Origin of the sequence: Sphingomonas sp. (assembly GCF_026460985.1) — a bacterium.
Taxonomy (GTDB): domain Bacteria; phylum Pseudomonadota; class Alphaproteobacteria; order Sphingomonadales; family Sphingomonadaceae; genus Sphingomonas.
Genome location: NZ_JAPKNM010000001.1, coordinates 45,200 through 65,602 on the forward strand (window position 1 = coordinate 45,200; position 20,403 = coordinate 65,602).

At 68.8% G+C, this 20,403-nt stretch carries 18 protein-coding genes; 6 read left to right on the forward strand and 12 right to left on the reverse strand.

Annotated elements, in window-relative coordinates; translation table 11 throughout:
- Window positions 1–2 precede the first annotated feature (2 nt).
- From MT490_RS00210 to MT490_RS00240, 7 genes are all read right to left on the reverse strand, one after another.
- Window positions 3–686, reverse strand: a complete 684-nt coding sequence (locus tag MT490_RS00210) for a response regulator transcription factor (RefSeq protein ID WP_297383170.1) — start codon at window positions 684–686, stop codon at window positions 3–5.
- On the reverse strand, window positions 683–3,346 hold the full coding sequence (locus MT490_RS00215) for a sensor histidine kinase KdpD (protein ID WP_297383172.1): 2,664 nt from the start codon (window positions 3,344–3,346) through the stop codon (window positions 683–685). Before MT490_RS00215 ends, MT490_RS00210 begins: the two co-directional genes overlap by 4 nt.
- A complete protein-coding gene (gene kdpC / locus MT490_RS00220) occupies window positions 3,343–3,939 on the reverse strand; it encodes a potassium-transporting ATPase subunit KdpC (protein ID WP_297383174.1) in 597 nt (198 codons plus the stop codon). The genes MT490_RS00215 and kdpC overlap by 4 nt, the downstream gene beginning before the upstream one ends.
- Window positions 3,940–4,066: 127 nt before the next feature.
- A complete protein-coding gene (kdpB, locus tag MT490_RS00225; protein WP_297383176.1) occupies window positions 4,067–6,082 on the reverse strand; it encodes a potassium-transporting ATPase subunit KdpB in 2,016 nt (671 codons plus the stop codon).
- 11 nt (window positions 6,083–6,093) lie between these two features.
- Window positions 6,094–7,797: a potassium-transporting ATPase subunit KdpA gene (gene kdpA / locus MT490_RS00230; RefSeq protein ID WP_297383177.1), complete on the reverse strand. Its 1,704-nt coding sequence runs from the start codon at window positions 7,795–7,797 to the stop codon at window positions 6,094–6,096.
- 10 nt (window positions 7,798–7,807) lie between these two features.
- Window positions 7,808–7,897, reverse strand: coding sequence for a potassium-transporting ATPase subunit F (locus MT490_RS00235; protein WP_135982904.1), 90 nt, complete (start codon window positions 7,895–7,897; stop codon window positions 7,808–7,810).
- 107 nt (window positions 7,898–8,004) lie between these two features.
- Window positions 8,005–8,289, reverse strand: coding sequence for a hypothetical protein (locus MT490_RS00240; protein WP_297383181.1), 285 nt, complete (start codon window positions 8,287–8,289; stop codon window positions 8,005–8,007).
- A gap of 137 nt (window positions 8,290–8,426) precedes the next feature.
- On the opposite strand from MT490_RS00240, the gene MT490_RS00245 reads away from it, so the two are divergent.
- From MT490_RS00245 to MT490_RS00265, 5 genes are all read left to right on the forward strand, one after another.
- Window positions 8,427–10,322 (forward strand): potassium transporter Kup, encoded by a 1,896-nt coding sequence (locus MT490_RS00245; RefSeq protein WP_297383182.1) that lies wholly within the window; start codon window positions 8,427–8,429, stop codon window positions 10,320–10,322.
- A 172-nt stretch (window positions 10,323–10,494) separates the two neighbouring features.
- Window positions 10,495–10,866: a hypothetical protein gene (locus MT490_RS00250; protein WP_297383184.1), complete on the forward strand. Its 372-nt coding sequence runs from the start codon at window positions 10,495–10,497 to the stop codon at window positions 10,864–10,866.
- Between the two features lie 87 nt (window positions 10,867–10,953).
- A complete protein-coding gene (locus MT490_RS00255) occupies window positions 10,954–13,128 on the forward strand; it encodes a TonB-dependent receptor (RefSeq protein WP_297383186.1) in 2,175 nt (724 codons plus the stop codon).
- A 109-nt stretch (window positions 13,129–13,237) separates the two neighbouring features.
- On the forward strand, window positions 13,238–13,642 hold the full coding sequence (locus MT490_RS00260) for a MerC domain-containing protein (RefSeq protein WP_297383188.1): 405 nt from the start codon (window positions 13,238–13,240) through the stop codon (window positions 13,640–13,642).
- Entirely contained in the window at window positions 13,635–14,030 is a 396-nt protein-coding gene (locus MT490_RS00265; protein WP_297383190.1) for a hypothetical protein, read from the forward strand. The genes MT490_RS00260 and MT490_RS00265 overlap by 8 nt, the downstream gene beginning before the upstream one ends.
- An 84-nt stretch (window positions 14,031–14,114) precedes the next feature.
- Here MT490_RS00265 and MT490_RS00270 read toward each other — a convergent pair whose 3' ends face one another.
- From MT490_RS00270 to MT490_RS00280, 3 genes are all read right to left on the reverse strand, one after another.
- The gene (locus tag MT490_RS00270; RefSeq protein ID WP_297383192.1) at window positions 14,115–16,097 is read right to left on the reverse strand and encodes an alpha/beta fold hydrolase; all 1,983 of its coding nucleotides are present in this window, start codon (window positions 16,095–16,097) and stop codon (window positions 14,115–14,117) included.
- A 136-nt stretch (window positions 16,098–16,233) separates the two neighbouring features.
- Window positions 16,234–17,724 (reverse strand): PepSY-associated TM helix domain-containing protein, encoded by a 1,491-nt coding sequence (locus tag MT490_RS00275; RefSeq protein WP_297383193.1) that lies wholly within the window; start codon window positions 17,722–17,724, stop codon window positions 16,234–16,236.
- Window positions 17,721–18,299, reverse strand: a complete 579-nt coding sequence (locus MT490_RS00280; protein WP_297383194.1) for a hypothetical protein — start codon at window positions 18,297–18,299, stop codon at window positions 17,721–17,723. The genes MT490_RS00275 and MT490_RS00280 overlap by 4 nt, the downstream gene beginning before the upstream one ends.
- Window positions 18,300–18,461: 162 nt before the next feature.
- Between MT490_RS00280 and MT490_RS00285 the strand changes: the two genes are divergently transcribed.
- Window positions 18,462–19,055, forward strand: coding sequence for an ester cyclase (locus MT490_RS00285; RefSeq protein ID WP_297383196.1), 594 nt, complete (start codon window positions 18,462–18,464; stop codon window positions 19,053–19,055).
- Between the two features lie 45 nt (window positions 19,056–19,100).
- On the opposite strand, the gene MT490_RS00290 is transcribed toward MT490_RS00285, so the two are convergent.
- On the reverse strand, window positions 19,101–19,604 hold the full coding sequence (locus MT490_RS00290; protein WP_297383198.1) for a DUF2141 domain-containing protein: 504 nt from the start codon (window positions 19,602–19,604) through the stop codon (window positions 19,101–19,103).
- 105 nt (window positions 19,605–19,709) lie between these two features.
- Window positions 19,710–20,381: an outer membrane beta-barrel protein gene (locus tag MT490_RS00295; RefSeq protein ID WP_297383200.1), complete on the reverse strand. Its 672-nt coding sequence runs from the start codon at window positions 20,379–20,381 to the stop codon at window positions 19,710–19,712.
- Between the last annotated feature and the right edge of the window lie 22 nt (window positions 20,382–20,403).

A 20,403-nucleotide genomic window follows, 5' to 3' on the forward strand; every position in this document is an offset into this window, starting at 1 on the left:
GATCAGAGGATCAGCCGGTACCCCACGCCCGGCTCGTTGCGGATCGCCGAGGACGTCACGCCCTCGTCCTCGAGCTTCTTGCGCACCCCACGCGCCGCGACGCGCAGATATTCCACGTCGCTCTCGTGCCCTGGACCCCAGACGCTGCGCAGCAGCTGGACGTGCGTCACGACGCGGCCCGGATGCCGGGCCAGCTCCGCGAGGAAGCCATATTCCTTCGGCGTCAGATGGACTTCCACGCCGCTCTTGCTCACCAGCCGCGCCGCGAGGTCGATCTCGACATCGCCCATGCGCACGACCGGCGATTCGGCGCCGATCGAGAGCCGGTGGCGCAGCGCGGTGCGGATGCGCGCCAGCACTTCCTCGGTGTCGAAGGGCTTGGTCACGTAATCGTCGGCACCCAGGTCGAGCGCCGTCACCTTCTGATCGGTGGCGTCGCGCGCCGAGACGACGATCACCGCGGCTCCCGCGGCCTTGACGAGCGATATCAGCTCCAGCCCGTCGCGATCGGGCAGGCCGAGATCGAGGAGCACCGCCTCGGGCTTGTCGATCTGGACGGCGGTCAGCGCGTCGCGCGCGCTGCCCGCCTCGACCACGCGATAGCCGGCGCGCGCGAGGCCGGTGCCGAGCAGGCGCCGGATCGCAGGCTCGTCGTCGACGACCAGGATCTTGGGTTGCTGGCTCATTCGCTCGCCGCTCCCTTCCTCAATTGCGCTTCGGGAACATGGATCGTGAAGCAGGCGCCGGGCCGATCGCTCCGGTTGGAGGCGCTGACCCGCAACCCCATCGCCTCGGCGAAACCCTTGACGATGGCGAGGCCGAGCCCGGTGCCGCCCTTGCGGTCCGATCCCTCGATCCGGGCGAAGGTCTCGAAGATGCGCGTCTCCTCTCCCGGCGGGAGGCCCCGCCCCTCGTCCAATATGCTGAGCGTCAACCCCTCGCGCCGGCGCTGCGCGGCGATCGTGATCGGGCTCGCCGGATCGCCATATTTGGCGGCGTTCTCGAGCAGGTTGATCAGGCAATGGTGGAAGAGCTGCGGATCGACCGCCACGAAGGGCAGCTCGGGCGAGATGTCGAGCCGGATGGCGCGGTCGTCGAGCGTGCGGCGCAGATCGTGCACCGCGGCGGTGACCGCGTCGGCGAGGTCGACCGGCTCGATCGACTGGAGGAGCGAGCCCGTCTCGATCCGCACCATGTCGAGCAGATTGGCGACGAAACGATGGAGCCGCTCGGCCTCGGCGCGCGCCGCCGAGATCTGACCCGCCTGCTCGTCCGACGCGGGCCGCATCTCGGCGAGCATCCCGAGCACCGTCGTCAGCGGGGTGCGCAGATCATGGCTTATCGAGGAGAGCAAGGCTGCGCGCAGCCGGTCGCGCTCCTTGAGCTGCGTCACCGTCGCCATCTCGGCCTCGAGCGCGATCCGTTCGAAGGCGAGCGATGCCTGGTCGAGCAGGCTGAGCAGGAGCGGCAATTGATCCGATCGCAGCGGCGCGCCCGCGTCGGGCCGCGCCAGGCCCAGCACGCCGAGCGCGCGGCCTCCCGCGGCGAGCGGGTGGAACAGCCATTCGGACGCAGTCAGCGTGTCGGAGCCGCGCCCCGCCGGCTGATTGTGATCGAACGCCCATCGCGAGGCCGCCTGCTCGATCGCCTCGAGCCGGTCCTCGGGCGGGAACGCGGCGGCGAGCTCGAGCTGCCCGGCGACCGGCAGCAGCAGTACGGTGTTGACGTCGAGCAGGCGCGCGACCTCGGCGCAGAGCAATTGGCCGAGTTCGTCGCGCTTGCTCACGCCGGTGAGCAGGCGCGCGAAACCGGCGAGCGAGCTGTTCTGCGCGGCGCTGCGCTGCGCGAGCACCGCCTGGTCGCGCACGCGCGCGGCGAGCTGGCTGCTGACGACCGCCACGCCCAGCAGCACCAGTACGGTGATGATGTTCTGCGGGTCCTGGATCGTGAAGGTCTGGGTCGGCGGGATGAAGAAGAAATTATAGGCGAGCGAGGAGACGAGCCCGGTGACGATCCCCGTGCGCACGCCGTAGCGCGTGGCGGCGACCATCACCGGCAACAGGTAGAGCAGCCCGATATTGGTGATGTTGCCGGCGGCGAAGATGCTCGCGCCGAGCAGGCTGACGAGCAGGACGAGCCCGAACGAGACGAGATAGGCCGCCGGATTGCCCCAGCCGTTGCCCGATACGCGCGGCGCCGGGCCGCGCCGCATCGGTTCCGCCTCGGCGATCGGCAGCACGTGCACCGCGATCCCCGGCGTCTCGCGCACCAGCCGATCGACCACCGATCCGTGGCGCATCTCGAACCAGCGCGAACGCACCGACTTGCCCACGACCAGCTGCGTCGCGCGCGCTTCTCGCGTGAAGCGCTTGAGACCCTCGAGGACCGATTCGGCGGGCACCGAGGCGACCTGCGCGCCGAGCTGGCTGGCGAGGTGCAGCGACGCCGCGAGGCGGCTGTTCTCGCTGTCGGTGAAGCGCTTCGCGCGCGGGGTCTCGATATGGACCGCGGTCCAGGGCGCGCGCAGCGCGTCGGCGATGCGCTTGGTCGCGCGGACCAGCTCGCCGGCGCCGGGAAGCTCGCTCACCGCCACCACCAGCCGCTCCCCCGCCGCCCAGGTCCCGGCCAGCGCATGCGCGCGCAGATAATCGAGCATCTGCGCGTCCACCGCCTGCGCGGCGCGGCGAAGCGCCAGTTCGCGCAAGGCGGACAGGTTGGACTTGGAGAAGAAATGCCCGAGCGCGCGCGTCGCTTCCTCGGGCACATAGACCTTGCCCTCCTTGAGCCGCTCGATCAGCTCGTCGGGCGGGATGTCGATCACTTCGATCTCGGCATTCTCGAGCACGCGATCGGGCAGGGTCTCGCGCACGCGGACCTTGGTGAACGAGGCGACGACGTCGTTCAGGCTCTCGAGATGCTGGATGTTGACCGTCGAATAGACGTGGATCCCCGCCGCCAGCAGTTCCTCGACGTCCTGATAGCGCTTGTCGTGCCGGCTCCCGGGGGCGTTGGTGTGCGCCAGCTCGTCGACCAGCACCAGTTTCGGCCGGCGCGCGAGGATGGCGTCGACGTCGAGCTCGCCGATGGTGCGGCCCTGATAGTCGATCTGCCGGCGCGGCACGATCTCATATCCGTGGGTCAGCGCCTCGGTCTCGGCGCGGCCATGGGTCTCGACGACACCGATGACGACGTCCGTGCCGGCGCGAAGGCGGGCGGCGCCTTCGCTGAGCATCTCATAGGTCTTGCCCACCCCCGGCGCGGCGCCGAGGAAGACCTTGAGACGGCCGCGCGCCTCCTGCGCGGCGGCGCGCAGAAGGGCCTCGGGGTCGGGACGGTCGTCGCTCACTCGGCCGCTCTTGCGCCTTTCCCTGGCAGGCTGTCGAGCGCCCGATTGAGCGCGAGGACGTTGACGCGGGGCTCGCCGAGGAAGCCGAGCAGCCGGTTTTCCACATGCTGGCGCACCAGCGCGCGGACGCTTTCGACCGGAAGCCCGCGCGCCGCGGCGACGCGCGCCGCCTGCGAAAGAGCCGCCTCGGGGCTGATATGGGGGTCGAGCCCCGAGGCGGAGGCAGTCACCAGATCGGCGGGGACCGACTCGCCTGGTGCATTGCGGTTGGCCGCGACATCGGCCTTCACGCGCTCGGCGAGCGCCCGGCTCGCCGGCCCGAGATTCGAGCCCGCCGACGCCGCGGCGTCATAGCCGCTGCCCGCGGCCGAGGGGCGGCCGTGGAAATAGCGTGGGGAGGCGAAGGCCTGGCCGAGCAGCGCCGATCCGACCACGCGGCCATCGGCGCGGACCAGGCTGCCGTTCGCCTGTGCCGGGAAGAGCGCCTGGCCGATCCCGGTGAGCAGCGCCGGATATGCCAACCCGAGCAGCGCCGCGAACAGGATCGCGAGCACGAATGCCGGGCGAAGCGCAGTGGTGAAGTCCTTGAGCATTTTCTTCTTCCTTCAAAGCCCCTCCCCTTCAGGGGAGGGGTTGGGGTGGGGCCTGTCCGCAGGCGACGGTCTCGGTGAGACATCCCCCACCCCCTTCCCCTCCCCTGAAGGGGAGGGGCGAAATTGGTTATGCGAGGCCCAGCCCGGCGACGACCAGGTCGATCGCCTTGATGCCGATGAAGGGGGCGATCAGGCCGCCGAGGCCGTAGATCGCGAGGTTGCGCGCGAGCAGCGGCCCGGCGCCCATCGGCCGGTAGGTCACGCCGCGCAGCGCGAGCGGGACCAGGCAGGGGATGATCAGCGCGTTGAAGATGATCGCCGACAGGATCGCCGATTGCGGCGACGCCAGCCCCATCACGTTGAGCACGCCGAGCCCGGGATAGAGCGCGACGAACATCGCCGGGATGATCGCGAAATATTTGGCGACGTCGTTCGCCACCGAAAAGGTGGTGAGCGCCCCGCGCGTCATCAGCAATTGCTTGCCCAGCCCGACGACCTCGATCAGCTTGGTCGGGTCGCTGTCGAGATCGACCATGTTGCCCGCCTCGCGCGCGGCCTGCGTCCCCGTGTTCATCGCCACGCCGACATCGGCCTGGGCGAGCGCGGGGGCGTCGTTGGTGCCGTCGCCGCACATCGCCACCAGCTTGCCGCCCTGCTGCTCCTTGCGGATCAGCGCGAGCTTGTCCTCGGGCGTCGCCTCGGCGAGGAAATCGTCGACGCCCGCCTCGGCGGCAATGGCGGCGGCGGTGAGCGGATTGTCGCCGGTGATCATCACCGTGCGGATGCCCATGCGGCGCAGCTCGGCGAAACGCTCGCGCACGCCCGCCTTGATCACGTCCTTGAGAGCGACGACGCCGAGCAGCCGGCCGTCCCGGGCCACCGCGAGCGGCGTCTGGCCCGAGCGCGCGATCTCGTCGGTGATGCGGCGCAGCTCGGTGGCCGCCGCGGTCTCGCCGGCGCCGGGATTGGCGCGGAGCACGGCATCCACCGCGCCCTTCTGGATCAGCTCGCCCGCGATCCGCACGCCCGAGATGCGGGTCTGCGCAGTGAAGGGGATCACTTCCGCGCCCTCGGACAGCACGCGCGCCGCGACGCCATGTTCGCTTTGGCCGAGCGCGACGATCGAGCGGCCCTCGGGCGTCTCGTCGGCAAGGCTCGCGAGCAGGGCGGCATGGGCCAGCGCGTCGACGGTGACGCCGTGGAGCGGGCGGAATTCGCTCGCCGCGCGGTCGCCGATCGTGATCGTGCCGGTCTTGTCGAGCAGCAGCACGTCGACATCGCCCGCGGCCTCGACCGCGCGGCCCGACTTGGCGAGCACGTTGAAGCGCACCAGCCGGTCCATCCCCGCGATCCCGATCGCCGAGAGCAGGGCCGCGATCGTGGTCGGGATCAGCGTGATCAGCAGGGCGGCGAGGATCGCCACGGGGATGCTCCCGCCGGCATAAGCGGCGAAGCCAGGGATCGTGGCGACTGCGATCAGGAAGATGATCGTCAGGCCCACGAGCAGGATCGTCAGCGCGATCTCGTTGGGGGTCTTCTGCCGCTCGGCGCCTTCGACCAACGCGATCATCCGGTCGAGAAAGCCCTGCCCCGGCTCCTGCGTCACGCGCACCTTGATCCGGTCCGAGATGACGCGCGTGCCGGCGGTCACCGCCGAGCGGTCGCCGCCCGCCTCGCGGATCACCGGCGCGCTCTCGCCGGTGATCGCGGCTTCGTTGACGCTGGCGACGCCTTCGACGACCTCGCCGTCGGCGGGGATCAGGTCGCCGGTCTCGACGAGCACCAGCTGCCCCTTGCGCAGCTGCGAGGCGGGGATGACCTTCCCGTCGGGCAGCCTTGCGGTCAGTTCGGACTTGGCCGCGCGCAGCGACGCCGCCTGCGCCCGCCCGCGCCCCTCCGCCAGTGCCTCGGCAAAGGTGCCGAACAGCACGGTCAGCCAGAGCCAGACGATCAGCTGGAGCTGGAACGCCACCGGCAGCGCCTCGCCGCCCAGGCCCAGCAGCAGCGTCAGCAGCAGCGCCACCACGGCGGTAGTGAAGAGCACCGGGTTCTTCACCAGTTCGGCCGGGTTGAGCTTCCGGAAGGCATCGCCGATCGCGGGAACGACCAGCTTTGCCGAGAACATCGAGGATGCAATTGTCATGTCGGGCGCCTTCAGAAGAGCTGGCCGTTGATCGTCGCGAGATGATCGGCGACGGGTCCGAGCGCGAGGCCGGGGAGGAAGGTCAGGCCGCCGACGATGAGGATGATGCCGACGAGCAGCCCCACCCACAGCGCGCCGGTGGTCGGGAAGGAGCCGGCGGTCTCGGGCGTGTATTTCTTGCCGGCCAGCGATCCGGCGATGGCGAGCACCGGCACGATCATGAAGAACCGCCCGATCCACATCGCGACGCCGAGCAGCCCGTTGTAGAAGGGCGTGCCCGCGCTCAGCCCGGCAAAGGCGGAGCCGTTGTTCCCGGTCGCCGAGCTATAGGCGTAGAGGATCTCGGAGAAGCCGTGCGGCCCCTTGTTGAGCGGCCCCGCCAGCCCCTGCGGCAACACCGCAGAAAGCGCAGTGAAGCCGAGGATGCAGAGCGGCAGCACCGCGATCGCCAGCACCGCCAGCTTGACCTCGCGGCTCTCGATCTTCTTGCCGACATATTCGGGCGTGCGGCCTACCATCAGCCCCGCGACGAAGACGCCGAGCAATGCGAACAGCAGGAAGCCGTATATGCCCGCGCCGACTCCGCCGACGACGATCTCGCCGAGCTGGATGTTGAACAGGGGGATCATGCCGCCGAGCGCGGTGAAGCTGTCGTGCATCGCGTTCACCGCGCCGCAGGAGGCCGCGGTGGTGACCACCGCGAACAGCGCGCTGGCGGCGATGCCGAAGCGGACCTCCTTGCCCTCCATGTTGCCGCCGGGCACGCCGAGCTGATGGAGCACGGGGTTGCCCGCCGCTTCCTGCCAATAGGTCACGCCGACGCCCGCGAGGAACAGCACCAGCATCGCCGCGAGGATCGCCCAGCCCTGGCGCGGATTGCCCACCGCCTTGCCGAAGCACCAGGTGAGCCCGACGCCGATCGCGAAGATCGAGAGCATCTGCACCAGATTGGTGAGTGCGGTCGGGTTCTCGAAGGGGTGCGCCGAATTGGCGTTGAAGAAGCCGCCGCCATTGGTGCCCAGCATCTTGATCGCTTCCTGCGAAGCGACGGGGCCGAGCACGATCGCCTGCTTCGCGCCCTCCAGCGTGGTCGCGTCCACGCTGCTGAGGAAGGTCTGCGGCACCCCGCTTGCGATCAGATAGACGGCATAGACAAGGCAGATCGGCAGCAGCAAATAGAGCGTGACGCGCGTGACGTCCGCCCAGAAATTGCCCAGCGCCGCCGTCTCGCGCCGCGCGAAGCCGCGGAACAACGCGAAGGCGATCGCGATGCCGGTCGCCGCGCTCAGGAAATTGTGGATCGTCAGGCCCAGCATCTGGCTGAGGTTCGAAAGCGCGACCTCGCCCGAATACCATTGCCAGTTGGTGTTGGTGGTGAAGCTGATCGCCGTGTTCATCGCGCCGTCGGCGCCGAGGCCGGCGAGCCCGCGCGGGTTCATCGGCAGCGCGCCCTGGAGGCGGAGCACGGCATAGGTGAACAACAGCAGCACGAGCTGGAACAGCAGCATGTGCACCGCGTAGCGGCGCCAGCCCATCTCCGCGGCGGGATCGATACCGGCCAGGCGGTAGAAGCCGCGCTCGACGGGGCCGAGCACCGTATGCAGCGGCGTGCGGCGGCCTTCGTAGAGCGCGAAGAGCCACAGGCCCATCGGCTTGGCGAGCGCGACGAGGAGGAAGGTGAAGACGAGGATCAGCGTCCAGCCCTGGATGGTCATGGCGCGGCTTTCAGAAGCGTTCGGGCCGCACGAGCACGGCCACGAGATAGAGGAGCAGGCCCAGTGCGGTGAGCCCGGCGAGTGCGAGATGGAGCGTCACGAGCGCACCTCACGCGTTGTCGCAGAGACGGACATAAGCGAGCGTCAGCAGGAAGAGTCCCGCCAGCACCGCCAGCCAGAGGAAGTCGTTCACGGTCGTTTCTCCTGCTAGAGCGTGAATTGGCCATGGCGGCCGGGCACCGGGATCAGCCGGAACAGCCCGGGGCCCTCGAAGAGGAAGGCGAGCCCCAGGGCGAGGCTCGCGACGATGAGCACGGCCAGGGCGAACTCGAGGAGCGTGGCCGCATGCGCCGGCGGCTGGGCCACCGAGCGGCGCAGCCACCAGGATGCCGCCGCGCACATACCGAGCAGGGCCGCGCCGAATGCGCGCAGCGCGATCTCGGCGGCCCACCAGCGGTCGCCCTTTCCCAGACGAAGCAGAATCGCGTGCACCTCACTTATCCCTGCAGTGATCGTCGGACGCGATGTGGTGCGGATCGGGATTAAGCTTCCACGGGGAAGTTGGCCGATCGCATAAAGAAGCCGTAAAGTTTGTGGCGGCCGCCCATGCGCGCGCTTAGGTCCGCGCAATGCAGGACGATGCGCCGCAATCCGAACAGCCTCATGGCCATAACGAACCCCTTTCCACGCTCGCCATCGGCGCGATCGGCGTGGTGTTCGGGGATATCGGCACTTCGCCGCTATACGCCCTCAAGGAAAGCTTCGTCGGCCATCATCCGCTGGCGGTCGACTCCGCGCACATCTTCGGCGTGCTCTCGCTGATCTTCTGGACGATGATGCTGATCGTCACGGTCAAGTACGTCTTCATCATCCTGCGCGCCGACAACAAGGGCGAAGGCGGCAGCCTCGCGCTGCTCGCGTTGATCAGCCGCAAGCTCTCGATCGGGCGATGGAGCGCCGGCATCACCATGCTCGGGGTGATCGCCACCGCGCTCTTCTACGGCGATGCGATCATCACGCCCGCCATCTCGGTGCTGTCGGCGGTCGAGGGGCTGACGGTGGTCCAGAGCGGCCTGACCCCGCTCGTCCTGCCGATCGCGATCCTGATCCTGATCGCCCTGTTCGCGATCCAGTCGCACGGCACCGCGACGGTGGGGAAATTGTTCGGGCCGGTCATGCTGGTCTATTTCGCCGTGCTGGCGCTACTCGGGATCATGGGCATCGCCCGCGCCCCCGAAGTGTTGTGGGCGCTCAACCCCGCTTATGCCTTCGCCTTCTTCACGATCGATCCGGTGCTGGCCTTCCTCGCCTTGGGCTCGGTGGTGCTGGCGGTGACCGGCGCCGAGGCGCTCTATGCCGATATGGGGCATTTCGGGCGCAAGGCGATCGCGATTTCCTGGCTTTACATCGCCTTTCCCTGCCTGATGCTGAACTATCTGGGCCAGTCGGCGCTGCTGCTGACCGATCCCGGCGCGGCGGAGAATCCCTTCTTCCTGATGGCGCCGGACTGGGCGCGGCTGCCGCTGGTCATCCTGGCGACGATGGCGACGGTGATCGCCAGCCAGGCGGTGATCTCGGGCGCCTATTCGGTCTCGCAGCAGGCCGTCCAGCTCGGCTTCCTGCCGCGCCTGCGCATCCTCCACACCAGCGCGAAGGCTGCGGGGCAGATCTACGTCCCGATCGTCAACTGGGCCTTGCTGATCTTCGTCATCCTGCTCGTGCTCGGCTTCCGCAGCTCGAGCAACCTCGCCGCGGCCTACGGCATCGCGGTCACCGGCACGATGTTCATCACCGCCTGCATGCTCGGCGTCCTCGCCTTCGCGGTATGGAAATGGCCGCCCGTACTGGCGGCGCTGGTGACCGGCACCTTCCTGCTGATCGACGGTCTCTATTTCGCGTCGAACGTCACCAAGGTCCCCGACGGCGGCTGGTTCCCGCTGCTCGTCGCGGCGGTCACCTTCACCGTGCTGACGACCTGGGCGACGGGACGCAGGCTGGTCCGCGAACGGCTCGACGAGAGCGCGATGCCGATCGAACTGTTCGTCCGCTCCGCCGGTGCCGCCGCGCAGCGCGTACCGGGCACGGCGGTGTTCCTCGCCTCGTCGGCGGAGGGCATTCCGCCGTCGCTCCTCCACAATCTGAAGCACAACCGCGTCCTTCACGAACGCGTCGTCCTGCTGACGATCGCTATCGAGCAGGTGCCCCATGTCCATCCTGGAGAGCGCACCAAGGTCGCCAAGCTCGGCGGGGGCTTCTATCGCATCCTTCTCCATTATGGCTTCATGGACGAGATCGACGTGCCGGCCGCGCTCGCCGAGATCTCCGACGCGGGCGCGCCGTTCAAGCTGATGGACACCAGCTATTTCCTCGCCCGCCAGACGCTGATCGCCTCCTCCAAGCCCGGCATGGCGATCTGGCGGGAGAAGCTCTTCGCGCTCATGGTCCGCAATGCGGAGAGCGCGATGGAGTTCTTCAAGCTGCCGACGAACCGCGTGGTGGAACTGGGCAGCCAGGTCGAGATATAGGCCGGGCCTCGCCTTCGCGATCGTCATCCCTTGCGCAATGTGACATTACAACATATCAGCTATGCCGCATCGCAGCGATGACTCAGTGAACGGTGGTGTGTTGAGCGCAGATACGCAGCCAGGCGGTCGAAAGGGCCTCGCGGTACCGGCAGGCTCCGGCCGCCGTGCGGCCATGCGATCCCCGGCGCGCACCAAAGGACCCGGACCGGCCCTGCTCTGCGCGATGCTCCTGGCGCTCCTGTGGCAGGCCCTGGCCGCGCAGGTGCATCGCCACCTCGATCTTCCCCTCGCCGCCGCGCAGGTCTCGGTCTCCGCCCATGGCGTCGGGGATTCGCAGCCCGGCGCGCCGCTCGATTCGGCCGCGGGCTGCTCCTTCTGCCGCGAGCTCGCGCATGCAGGCCCGCTGCTGCTGCCCGCCGCGATATCGATCGAGGTCCCGATCGAGGCCGCCTTCCGGATCACTCCGACGCGCCTGCACGCACTCGATCTGCTTGCGCGCGCGCCCCTCTGGCGCAGCCGGGCGCCGCCGCCGCTCCAGGCCTGAGGGCCGCGATCCCGCGAGCGCGTCGTCCGCGCCCGGAAAGATCGCGCCCCGAACCCCGAAACGACAAGGTTCCTGGAGTGATTTTCCATGCGTAACGCATTGCTTCTCGGCGCGGCCTCGCTCGCGCTCGCTTTTCCCGCCGCCGCTTTCGCCGCGGGCCCCGACGATACCAACCCGGCCGCGCCCAACGCGCCCGCCACGCCCGCGCCGCAGGATCAGGCCGCACCCGTGAAGCAGGGCGACGAGATCGTCATCACCGGCCTGCTCCAGCAGAGCGAGAAGGACGTGCTCTCGGGCACCTCGATTGTCTCGGGCGAGGAATTGACCCGCGACCTGCGGCCGAGCATCGGCGAGACGCTCGCCAGGCAGCCCGGCGTATCGGCGACCTCGTTCGGGCCCAGCGCCTCGCGCCCGATCCTGCGCGGCTTCCAGGGCGAGCGCATTCGCGTGCTGACCGACGGGATCGGATCGATCGACGTGTCGAACACCTCGGTCGACCATGCCGTGATCATCGATCCCCTGCTCGCCGAGCGCGTCGAGATCGTGCGCGGTCCCTCGGCATTGCTCTACGGCTCGTCGGCGATCGGCGGCGTGGTCAACGTGATCGACAGCCGCATCCCGCGTTCGATCCCCGAGAACGGCTACCGGGTGAACGCGATCGGCAGCTACGGTTCGGCGGCGAACGAGCGGTCGATCGGCGCGGCCGGCGATGTCGGGCTCGGCAAGATCGTACTCCACGCCGACGGCTCCTACCTCAAGAGCGACGACCTCGACATCGGCGGCTATGTGCTGTCGCCCCGCGCGCGCGCCGCGGCGCTGGCGGCGGCCGCCGGGCCGACGACGCCCGACGATCCCGATTTCGCCGCGTCCGCCGCGCTGAAGGGCACGCTGCCCAACACCGCCGCGCGCACCTGGACCGCGGGCGTCGGTGCCTCGCTGATCACCGACACCGGCAGCCTCGGCATTTCGTACAGCCACTATGACAGCCTCTACGGCGTGCCGATCCGCTACGCGACCGAGTCCGGGCAGGAGCAGGAAGCCCCGCGGCTGAGCGTGGTCCAGAACCGCGTCGACCTGCGCGGCGAAGTCGATACCGGCGGCGGCTTCCTCGACAAGATCCGCGTCCGCGCGGGCTATGCCAATTATCGCCACTACGAGCTCGAGGAGGACGGCGAAATCGGCACGGCCTTCTACAACAAGGGCATAGAAAGCCGGCTCGAGCTGATCCAGGCGCAGCGCGGCGGCTGGAGCGGGGCCTCGGGCGTCCAATATTTCAACCGCGACTTCAACGTGGTGGGGGACGAAGCCTTCCTGCCCAAGAACCGTACCAGCCAGCTCGGCCTGTTCACGCTCCAGCAGTTCGATCTGGGCCCGATCCGCGCCGAGGGCGGCCTGCGCTACGAGTCGAGCAACCTCGAGGCGACGCCCCTTTCCGGCGACACGCGCTTCTTCGCGGGCAAGCGACATTTCGATGCCTTCTCCGGATCCGCCGGCCTTTCCTACGCGCTGTCCGACGGCGTGCGGATCGGCTTCAACGTCTCGCGTACCGAGCGCGCGCCTTCGGCCGAGGAGCTGTTCGCGCGCGGCGGCCATGCCGGAACCCAGTCCTGGGAGCTCGGCAATCCGGACTTCGCGCTCGAAAAGTCCTGGGGCATCGAGGGTACGCTGCACGTCCACCAGGACCGCTTCAGCCTCGACGCCTCGGCTTATTACAACTGGTTCTCCAACTACATCTCGGAGAACCAGGTCGATCCGTCGGTCTGCGCGACGGCCGCCGCGCCGAGCGGGCGCGAAGTCGATCTGCCCTGCTTCCAGTTCCAGCAGGCCGATGCGCGCTATTACGGCTTCGAGGCCGACGCCTCGTTCCGCCTGGCCCAGCTCGGCGCCTATGCGATCAATGTCGACGCATTGGGCGACTATGTGCGCGCCACCATCGTCGACCAGAGCCCCGCGCCGCGCATCCCGCCGGCGCGCGTGCTGGGCGGGATCGAGGCCCAGTCCGACCGGCTGACCGCGCGCGCCGAGGTCGAGCACGTCTTCGAGCAGGACCGCATCGCCCCGTTCGAGACGCCGACCGACGCCTATACGCTGGTGAACGCCTCGATCGGCTTCAAGCCGATTGCGGGCAACGACAGGATCTCGCTGCTGCTGAGCGCCAACAACATCTTCGATGTCGACGCGCGGCGCCATTCGAGCTTCCTGAAGGACTTCGCGCCGCTCGCGGGCCGCGACCTGCGCGCGACGGTGCGCGTCGGCTTCTAGCCCCCGGCAGCAGGGAAAGGCGGCGTCGACCCGCGTTCGCGTTCTCCGGAACGCGGCGCGGCCGACGTCGCCGGTCCCCCGAACCGCACCACGATAATTGGAGAACGGCATGCGCTGCGAACAGCAGGCGGCAGGCGCTCCCGTCACCGACTGGCTCGATCGCGCCGCGGTCGGCGCCTCGGTCCTGTGCCTGATTCATTGCGCCGGATTGCCGCTGCTGCTGGCGGTATTGCCTTCGCTGTCGCGCCTGATCGCGATTCCGGAGGACTTCCATCTGTGGATGCTGGCCTTCGCGATCCCGACCTCCGCGGCAGCGCTCGCGGCGGGGCGGCGCAGCCATGGGGAGAACGAGCCCCTCGCCCTCGGCGGCCTCGGACTGGCGCTGATGGCCGCGGCGGCGCTGTGCTTCACGGGCGCCGCCGAGACCGCGACGACCATCGTCGGAAGCCTTTGCCTCGCGAGCGCTCACATCCGCAACTGGCGACGGCGGCGTCGCCCGCACCGCCATGGCTAGCCCGCGCCGGCCGCCGGGCGAGCTGGACCGCCGGATCCTCGCCCTGATCGAGCGCGAGGGGCGCCCCCTGTCCGGGCACATGTTGGCCGAGATGCTGCGCGCGGAAGGGAGGCACGTTGCCGTCAGCCTGGTATTCCGCTCGCTCCGCAAGCTCTGCGACCAGGGCGCCCTGCACAAGCTGCTTTCGGCGCGCGGCTATGTCCGGGCGCCTTCCGATCACGGCGTCTATCTCTGCTGCACGGGCTGCGGCGCTGTCGGAGTGGTCGTCGACGAAAGGCCCTTCGGCGCGATCGGTCGCGGCGCCGGGGAAAAGAGCTTCCGCGTGCGGCGAGCGTTCGTCGAGGTCGCGGGGCTGTGCGCGCCCTGCTCGAGACGGGAACACCGATGAGCGCAGGCGTTCGATACGGCCGAACCCTGCCTTCACGCAAAAAACAAACAAGGGCGGCCCTTCGGGACCGCCCTTGTTCTTTGTTCAGGGATTGGCTGGAAGGCCGAGCGAGCTGCGCAGGAATTGATCGATCCGATCAAGCATCGATGCGCGCACCGCACTGTCGTCGAGTTGGTGGTCGAGGCCCTTATACTCGACCAGTTCGACCTTGCGGCCGGCGCCGCGCAGCTTCGACGCCATGAGCTGCGACTGGCCGATCGCGACGTTCAGGTCCTGGTCGCCATGGAACAGCAGCACCGGCGCCTTGATCCGCCCCGCATTCTGCGCTGGCGAGGCCTCGCTCCACATCGAGACGTCGCCGATGATGTCCTTGACCTGCTGGTCGCTCGACGAATCCTTGAGCTCGTTGCGAAGCCGTTCGAGGTCGGTCACCGGAGCGATGGCCGTGATCGCCTTGAACAGGTCGGCATCGAGCATGCTCGACTGGAGCGCCGCATAGCCGCCATAGGACCAGCCGACGATGGCGAGCTTGTCGGCCGAAGTAATGCCCTGCGACACCAGCCAGCGGCCGGCATCGTTGACGTCGCCCATCGCCAGCTTCCACGAACGGAAGCCGTTGTCCTTGAACCAGCGCTCGCCATAACCGCTCGAGCCGCGATAATTGGGCTGGAGCACGGCATAGCCGCGGCTGGCGAAGAATTGCGACAGCCAGTCGAAGCCCCATTCGTCGCGTGCCGTCGGGCCGCCGTGCGGCATCACGATCGCGGGAATGTTCTTGCCGTCGCTGCCCGGCGGCAGCGTGAGATAGGCCGGCACCATCGTGCCGTCTGCCGCCTTGTAGCTGATCGCCTTGACTCTCGCGAGCTTGGCCCCCGCCATGTCCGGCCGGACGGGCGCGATCTCCGCCATCTTCTTGGTGGGCTGATCGAGCAGATAATAGCTGCCCGGATTGAGGTCGCTCCCCGCGAACACGATCAGTTTCTTCTCGTCGAGGCTGGCATCGGTCACCGCGATGCTCGGCGATCCCGACACGGCCTTGCCGAGCGACGTCACCAGCGCGCTGATCTTCGGATCGAAATAGCTCACCTGGCGCCGATCGGTGGCATAGCTCACGCCCACCACGCGCCGCTGGCGTCCGATCCGCACGAGGCCGTCCACGTCGACATCGGGCCGGGCGAGCACCAGGTCGCGCTTCAGGCTGCCATCGAGCGCGACCCTGTAGAGCGCCTTGCGCCCGTCGGCATTGTCGAACCCGTAAGCGACGTTGAGGTCGCGATCGACGGCGACGGGCCAGAAGCCGCTGCTCAGATATCCCGTGAACTTGACGGTGCTGAGCGGCTCCCATTCCTCGCTGCCCGCGCGGCGATATTTATAGACCATCTCGTCGCCGAAATAGCCGCTCGACAACCTAGGCTGGGTGGCCATCACGCGTGTGATCCCGTGGCCGTCGGTGATATAGTCGGCGCCGGTCGAGCGCGGAGTCTCGACGGTCGTCCGCTTCAGCGAGATGGTATCCACGCGCTCGACGCCCAGCCCCTCGCGCTTCTGCGCCACCAGCGTGCCGGTTCCCTGCTCGGGAACGAATTGCCGCAGCATCAGCACGTTGCTGCCGGCATCGTCGGGCAGCCAATCGAGGATTCCACCGCCATAATAGCGCTCGTACAGCTCGCCCAGCTTCTGCCGGGCGCTGAGCTCCTTGGCGTTCGAACCGTCGGCGTTGATCGCGATCATGCGCGTCATGCCGGCCGGGGTGCCGTTCCGGTCGACGATGCCGAAGAGCGTGCAGACCAGGCGAGTCGAAGTCGACCATGCGCAGCTGCTCAGCCGGATCGGCGGATCGCCCGCATAATTGAGGATCGATTTGAGCTGTCCGTCGGGGCTGGACACCACGAGGCCCGTGCCCCGCGTTCCGGTCGCCACCACCAAGGCGACGCGCTGCCCGTCGGGAGAGACGCTCACGTCGCGGATCATTTCGCGCGCGCCGAACTGCTTGGCCTGAACGCTCTGGGCTGCCGCGGGCACGGCAAGGCACAGCGGCACGCTCAGCGCCGCAAGACTTCTGATCACGAATTTCCCCCCTCAAGAACTAGGACGCCGATCGTAGAGCGAAACGCTCGGCATTCAAACAGGCTTGCGAAGCCGGAATGGCATCGTCGCGCCGCGCACGGTTTCCGATCGCCTCGGGACCGCAGGCCGACCTGTCCTAGCCCAGTTGCGGACGCGCAGCGAAGTTGCGCCAGCGGCGCCATCCCGGGGCGTCGATCGCCAGGATCAGCAGCCCGGTCGCGGCGAGCGCGGCGTTGATCGCCACCACGTCCGGCAACAGGCTGGGAGACGCCAGGACATGGCCCGCGGCGGTGAGCACGAGCATCGCGCCGAGGACCCGCCGCAGCGCGCGCGGCTCGGCGCGCGACGGCCAGACGAGCGCAGCCAAGCCGGCCAGGCCGAGCCCCGCCCAGAAGGCGACCGCCAGCGGCATCTCGTGCCCGCCGACCGCGCGCAGCCAATAGGCCGCGACGAACAGGATCGGCACGCCCCAGACGGTGACGCTCCACAGCGCCTCGAGCCGCGGGCTCGCCGCGCCCCTGCGCCGGCGCTTCTGGAGCCAGATCGACATGCCCGTGGCGGTGACGACGGACATTGCGAGCCCTACCGCGATATAAGCGAGCTCGACCGCCAGCCCGCCGAAGCTGCCGAAATGCAGGCCGTAGGTGGAGGCGGCGACCTGCCGGCCGACGCTGCCCTGCGACAGGCCGGTGATGCCGGTGAAGGTGCCGGCGGCGTCGAACATATAGTTCTCGCCGTAGATCAGCCGGCGGGGGTGCGCGGCGATGATCTGGACGTGCTGGCTGCGGGTCAGCGGCTCGTGGAGCACGACATAGGTCGGGCGCACCTCGGGGAAGCGCGCTGCCATCGTCGCGAGCGCGGCGGCGACGTTCGGCGCGGCCGCGGGGCGCGGATCGGGTTTCGGCTCGGGCTGATCGCCGGTGAAGATCGGCGCATAGGTCCGCTCGATGTCGCCGCCGTGATAGGCCTTGGAGATCAGCGTGAAGCCGACCGAGCCGAGCCCGACGAACGCGCCGGTGAGCGCGATGGCGAGCGCGAAGGGCAGGGTCCACACGCCGAGCCGGTTGTGCCAGTCGGCCTGGGCGAGCTGGCGCCCGCCGCGCGCACGGAGCCGGAAGGCATCGCGGAAGATCCGCGGATGCGCGACCACGCCGGTGACCGTCAGCGCGGCGAGCATGACGCCCAATATGCCGACCAGGATCAGCCCCAATGTCTGCGGCAGGTGCAGATAGATGTGGAGATTGGTGACGAACTCCGTCCAGGCATGCGCCTCGGGCGCCACGATCACGCCTTCGCCGTCGACATAGGCCGCGCCGTTGTCGGTGGTGACGACCGTGCGCGGCAGCCCGTCGGTGGGCATGTGGACGTAGAGATGCGTGGTCCTGGGCTTGCCCTTCTCGCTCGCGAGCACCGCCTCGAGTCCGCGCTGGACCGCGGCGGGCGCGATCGCCGGGGTTTCCGCTACCTGCGGCTCCTCCCAGCGCTGCCAGCGCTCATGGACCACGACCAGCATGCCCGAGACGCAGAGGATGTAGATCAGCGCGCCCGCGAGCAACCCGATCGAGGCGTGGCCGGAGAGCGCGCGCTGGACCAGGGTGGCGGGAGGCGCGGACGGGTCGGTCTTCATAGCGGCCACCATAGGATCGTTCCGACGATCGCGCAGACCAGAGCGGGGGCGATCATCCGCAGCGGCCCGCGGCGCGAGATCTGGACCGAGGCGAGCACGGTCCAGGCGATCGGCTGGAGGATCAGCATGAGCACGATCGTGTCCGCCTCGGCCCAGCCCGCGCGGCGCGCGGCGGCCTGGGCACCGAAGGCGAGGAACTGCGCCGCCACGAAGCCGACCGGTACCACCAAAGCGAACACCGCGAGGCGGCGGCCGAGGTCGGACGCCTGGAAACGCCACGTCTCGGTCGTGAGCGGATCGCGCGCATTGCCGGCGCGTCCGGCGGGCGCGGTGGCTGCGGCATGGGCGAGCAGAAATGCCGCGATCCCCGTGGCGACGAGCCATGCCACGGCGATTCCCCAGGCACCCGCGACGGCCGCGGAGGCGATGGTACCGACGACGAGCGCGGCCCAGGCGAGCGCGGTCAGGCCGTGCCTGCGCCTGCCCCAGGTCGCGCGCAGCACGCCGACGCCGGCCGCGGAGAGGGCCAGGCCCAAAGCGAGCAACGGCTCCATCGGCAGCGGAATCGAGTGCATTGGAACTCCCTTTACGCGGGCGCTTAAGCCCGGCGCATGCATAATGCAATCAATTCGCATTAGCTCGATTGGGAAGATCATCCTCCGGGCTAGGGGAAAGGACCGATTGCGGGTGCGGCTCGAAACGGATTGCTTTCGAAGCGACCGATGGAGGTCGAGCAAATGCGCACTTCGCTTCTCCGCTGCACCGTGCTGACGGCCCTGGCCGCAACTGGGGTCCTGTCCACCTCCTGCAAGCAGCAACAGCCGCCTGGAAGCCAACCGACCAACCTGGCCGAGCCGACGCCGCCTGCCCCGGGCGAGTTCGGCCGCGCCGTCGCGGCGGGCCAACCCGAACTGCATATCGCGACCTTCGATACGCTGGATTTCGACGTCTTCTCCAACCAGCAATGGGACCGGCTGGGCGAGAGCCACGCCCAGGACATCATCGTCAGCTGGCCCGACGGCCATGACACGCGCGGCATCCAGCAGCACATCGAGGATCTGAAGAAGCTGTTCGTCCATGCGCCCGACACCGCCATCAGGCTGCACCCGATCCGCATCGCTTATGGGGAGTGGACGGCCGTGACGGGCGTGATGACCGGCACCTTCACCCGGCCGATGCCCATGCCCGACGGATCGTCCATCCAGCCGACCGGCAAGAAGTTCGCTTTGCCCATGGCGACCTTCGGCCATTGGAAGGACGGCCGCATGGACCATGAATGGCTCTATTGGGACAATGCGGCCTATATGACGCAGCTCGGGATCGGCGGGTAGCCGCTGCCCCTGACCGCCGGGTACGCCCAGTGGAACGTCCCGGCGTCATTTTCCCCGGATCGCGACGGGGCCGAAGCCCGACAGGCCCTGGAGATACTGCATGCGGACGGATATCGCTGTGACGCCCGCGTCAGCGACGACCATCGCCTGGGCGAGTCTCGGCCGGCGGAAGCCCAGCCTCTCCGCCCCGGGCAGCCCCACCCCGTCCATGTTGATGTTGAACTTCGCCTTGCCGTCGCGATCGTGCGTGACCACCAGCGCATAGGGACCGGCATGCGGCGCCCGGATGCACAGCAGGGCCGGGCCGCCGGCCGGCGTGGGAGCGATCGCCCGCCGATAGACCTTGCCCTGACTCAACAGCTCGCGATCGCCCTTGAGGAAGTCCGCTTCGTTCGCGGGATAGAGTTCGAGGCGCAGCACGCCGCTGCGGTCCTTCAGTCCGGCGACCTGCACCTGGATGACCGGCTCGGGTCCGATCGCGCAGCGGGCGGTGCCGCCGGGGGCAATGCCGGCAGTCAAAGCTAGCGGGACGAGTAGAGAGAGGGACATGGCCCAGGTCCTTTCGAGGGAGAATCGTTCGGCCGCGGCGCTCGACGTCCGGGCACGCCGCGAGGGCCGCCGGCCGAGCCGGCGGCCCCGATGCGGGCAAGCCGGTCAGAATCGCTGGCGGATGCCGATCGTGCCCGTCAGCGCGCGCTGGGTCGGCTCGAAGGTCGCGGCGGCCCCGTCGACCTCGCCGACGAACTTGAGAGACTGGGTCTGCGCGTAACGTCCGCCGATCTCGACCGTTGTCTTCGGAGCGACGCGAACGCCGACGCCGGCGTCGAGGTGCCAGGTCATGCCCCAGTCCTTGCCGTCGAAGCTGCTGCTCCCACCGTCGGCAGCGGTGCGCGCCAGCCGGGCTTCCACCCGCGAGACGCCCACGCCGCCGCCGAGATAGGGTACGAACATCCGACCGACCGGGAGATCGACATAGCCCGAAAGGTTCATGTTGAAGGAACGCAGCCTGCCGTCCCCGGCAAGGCCGTCGCCGACGAGATCGTCGGTCTTCACCCCGCTGCTCGAATAGCCGAGGGTCTGCTCGATGCGGAAGATCCCGAAATCATAGCCGCCGCCGATCTCGCCGTTGAACCCCGACTTGAACTTGGTCTTGTCGTCGAAGGTCGAGCCCGCGGGCTGATCGCTCTCGTCGAGCTTGAGCTGCGGCTCGATCGACATACCGGCGCGCGCCACCGCGTAGATACCCCTGTCGGAATCGTCCTGGGCATGCGCGATCCCCGGAAGGGCTGCGCTCGCTGCCAATAGCAAAACGGCAAATCGGGTCATTCCTGTCTTCCTTGCTGCACGG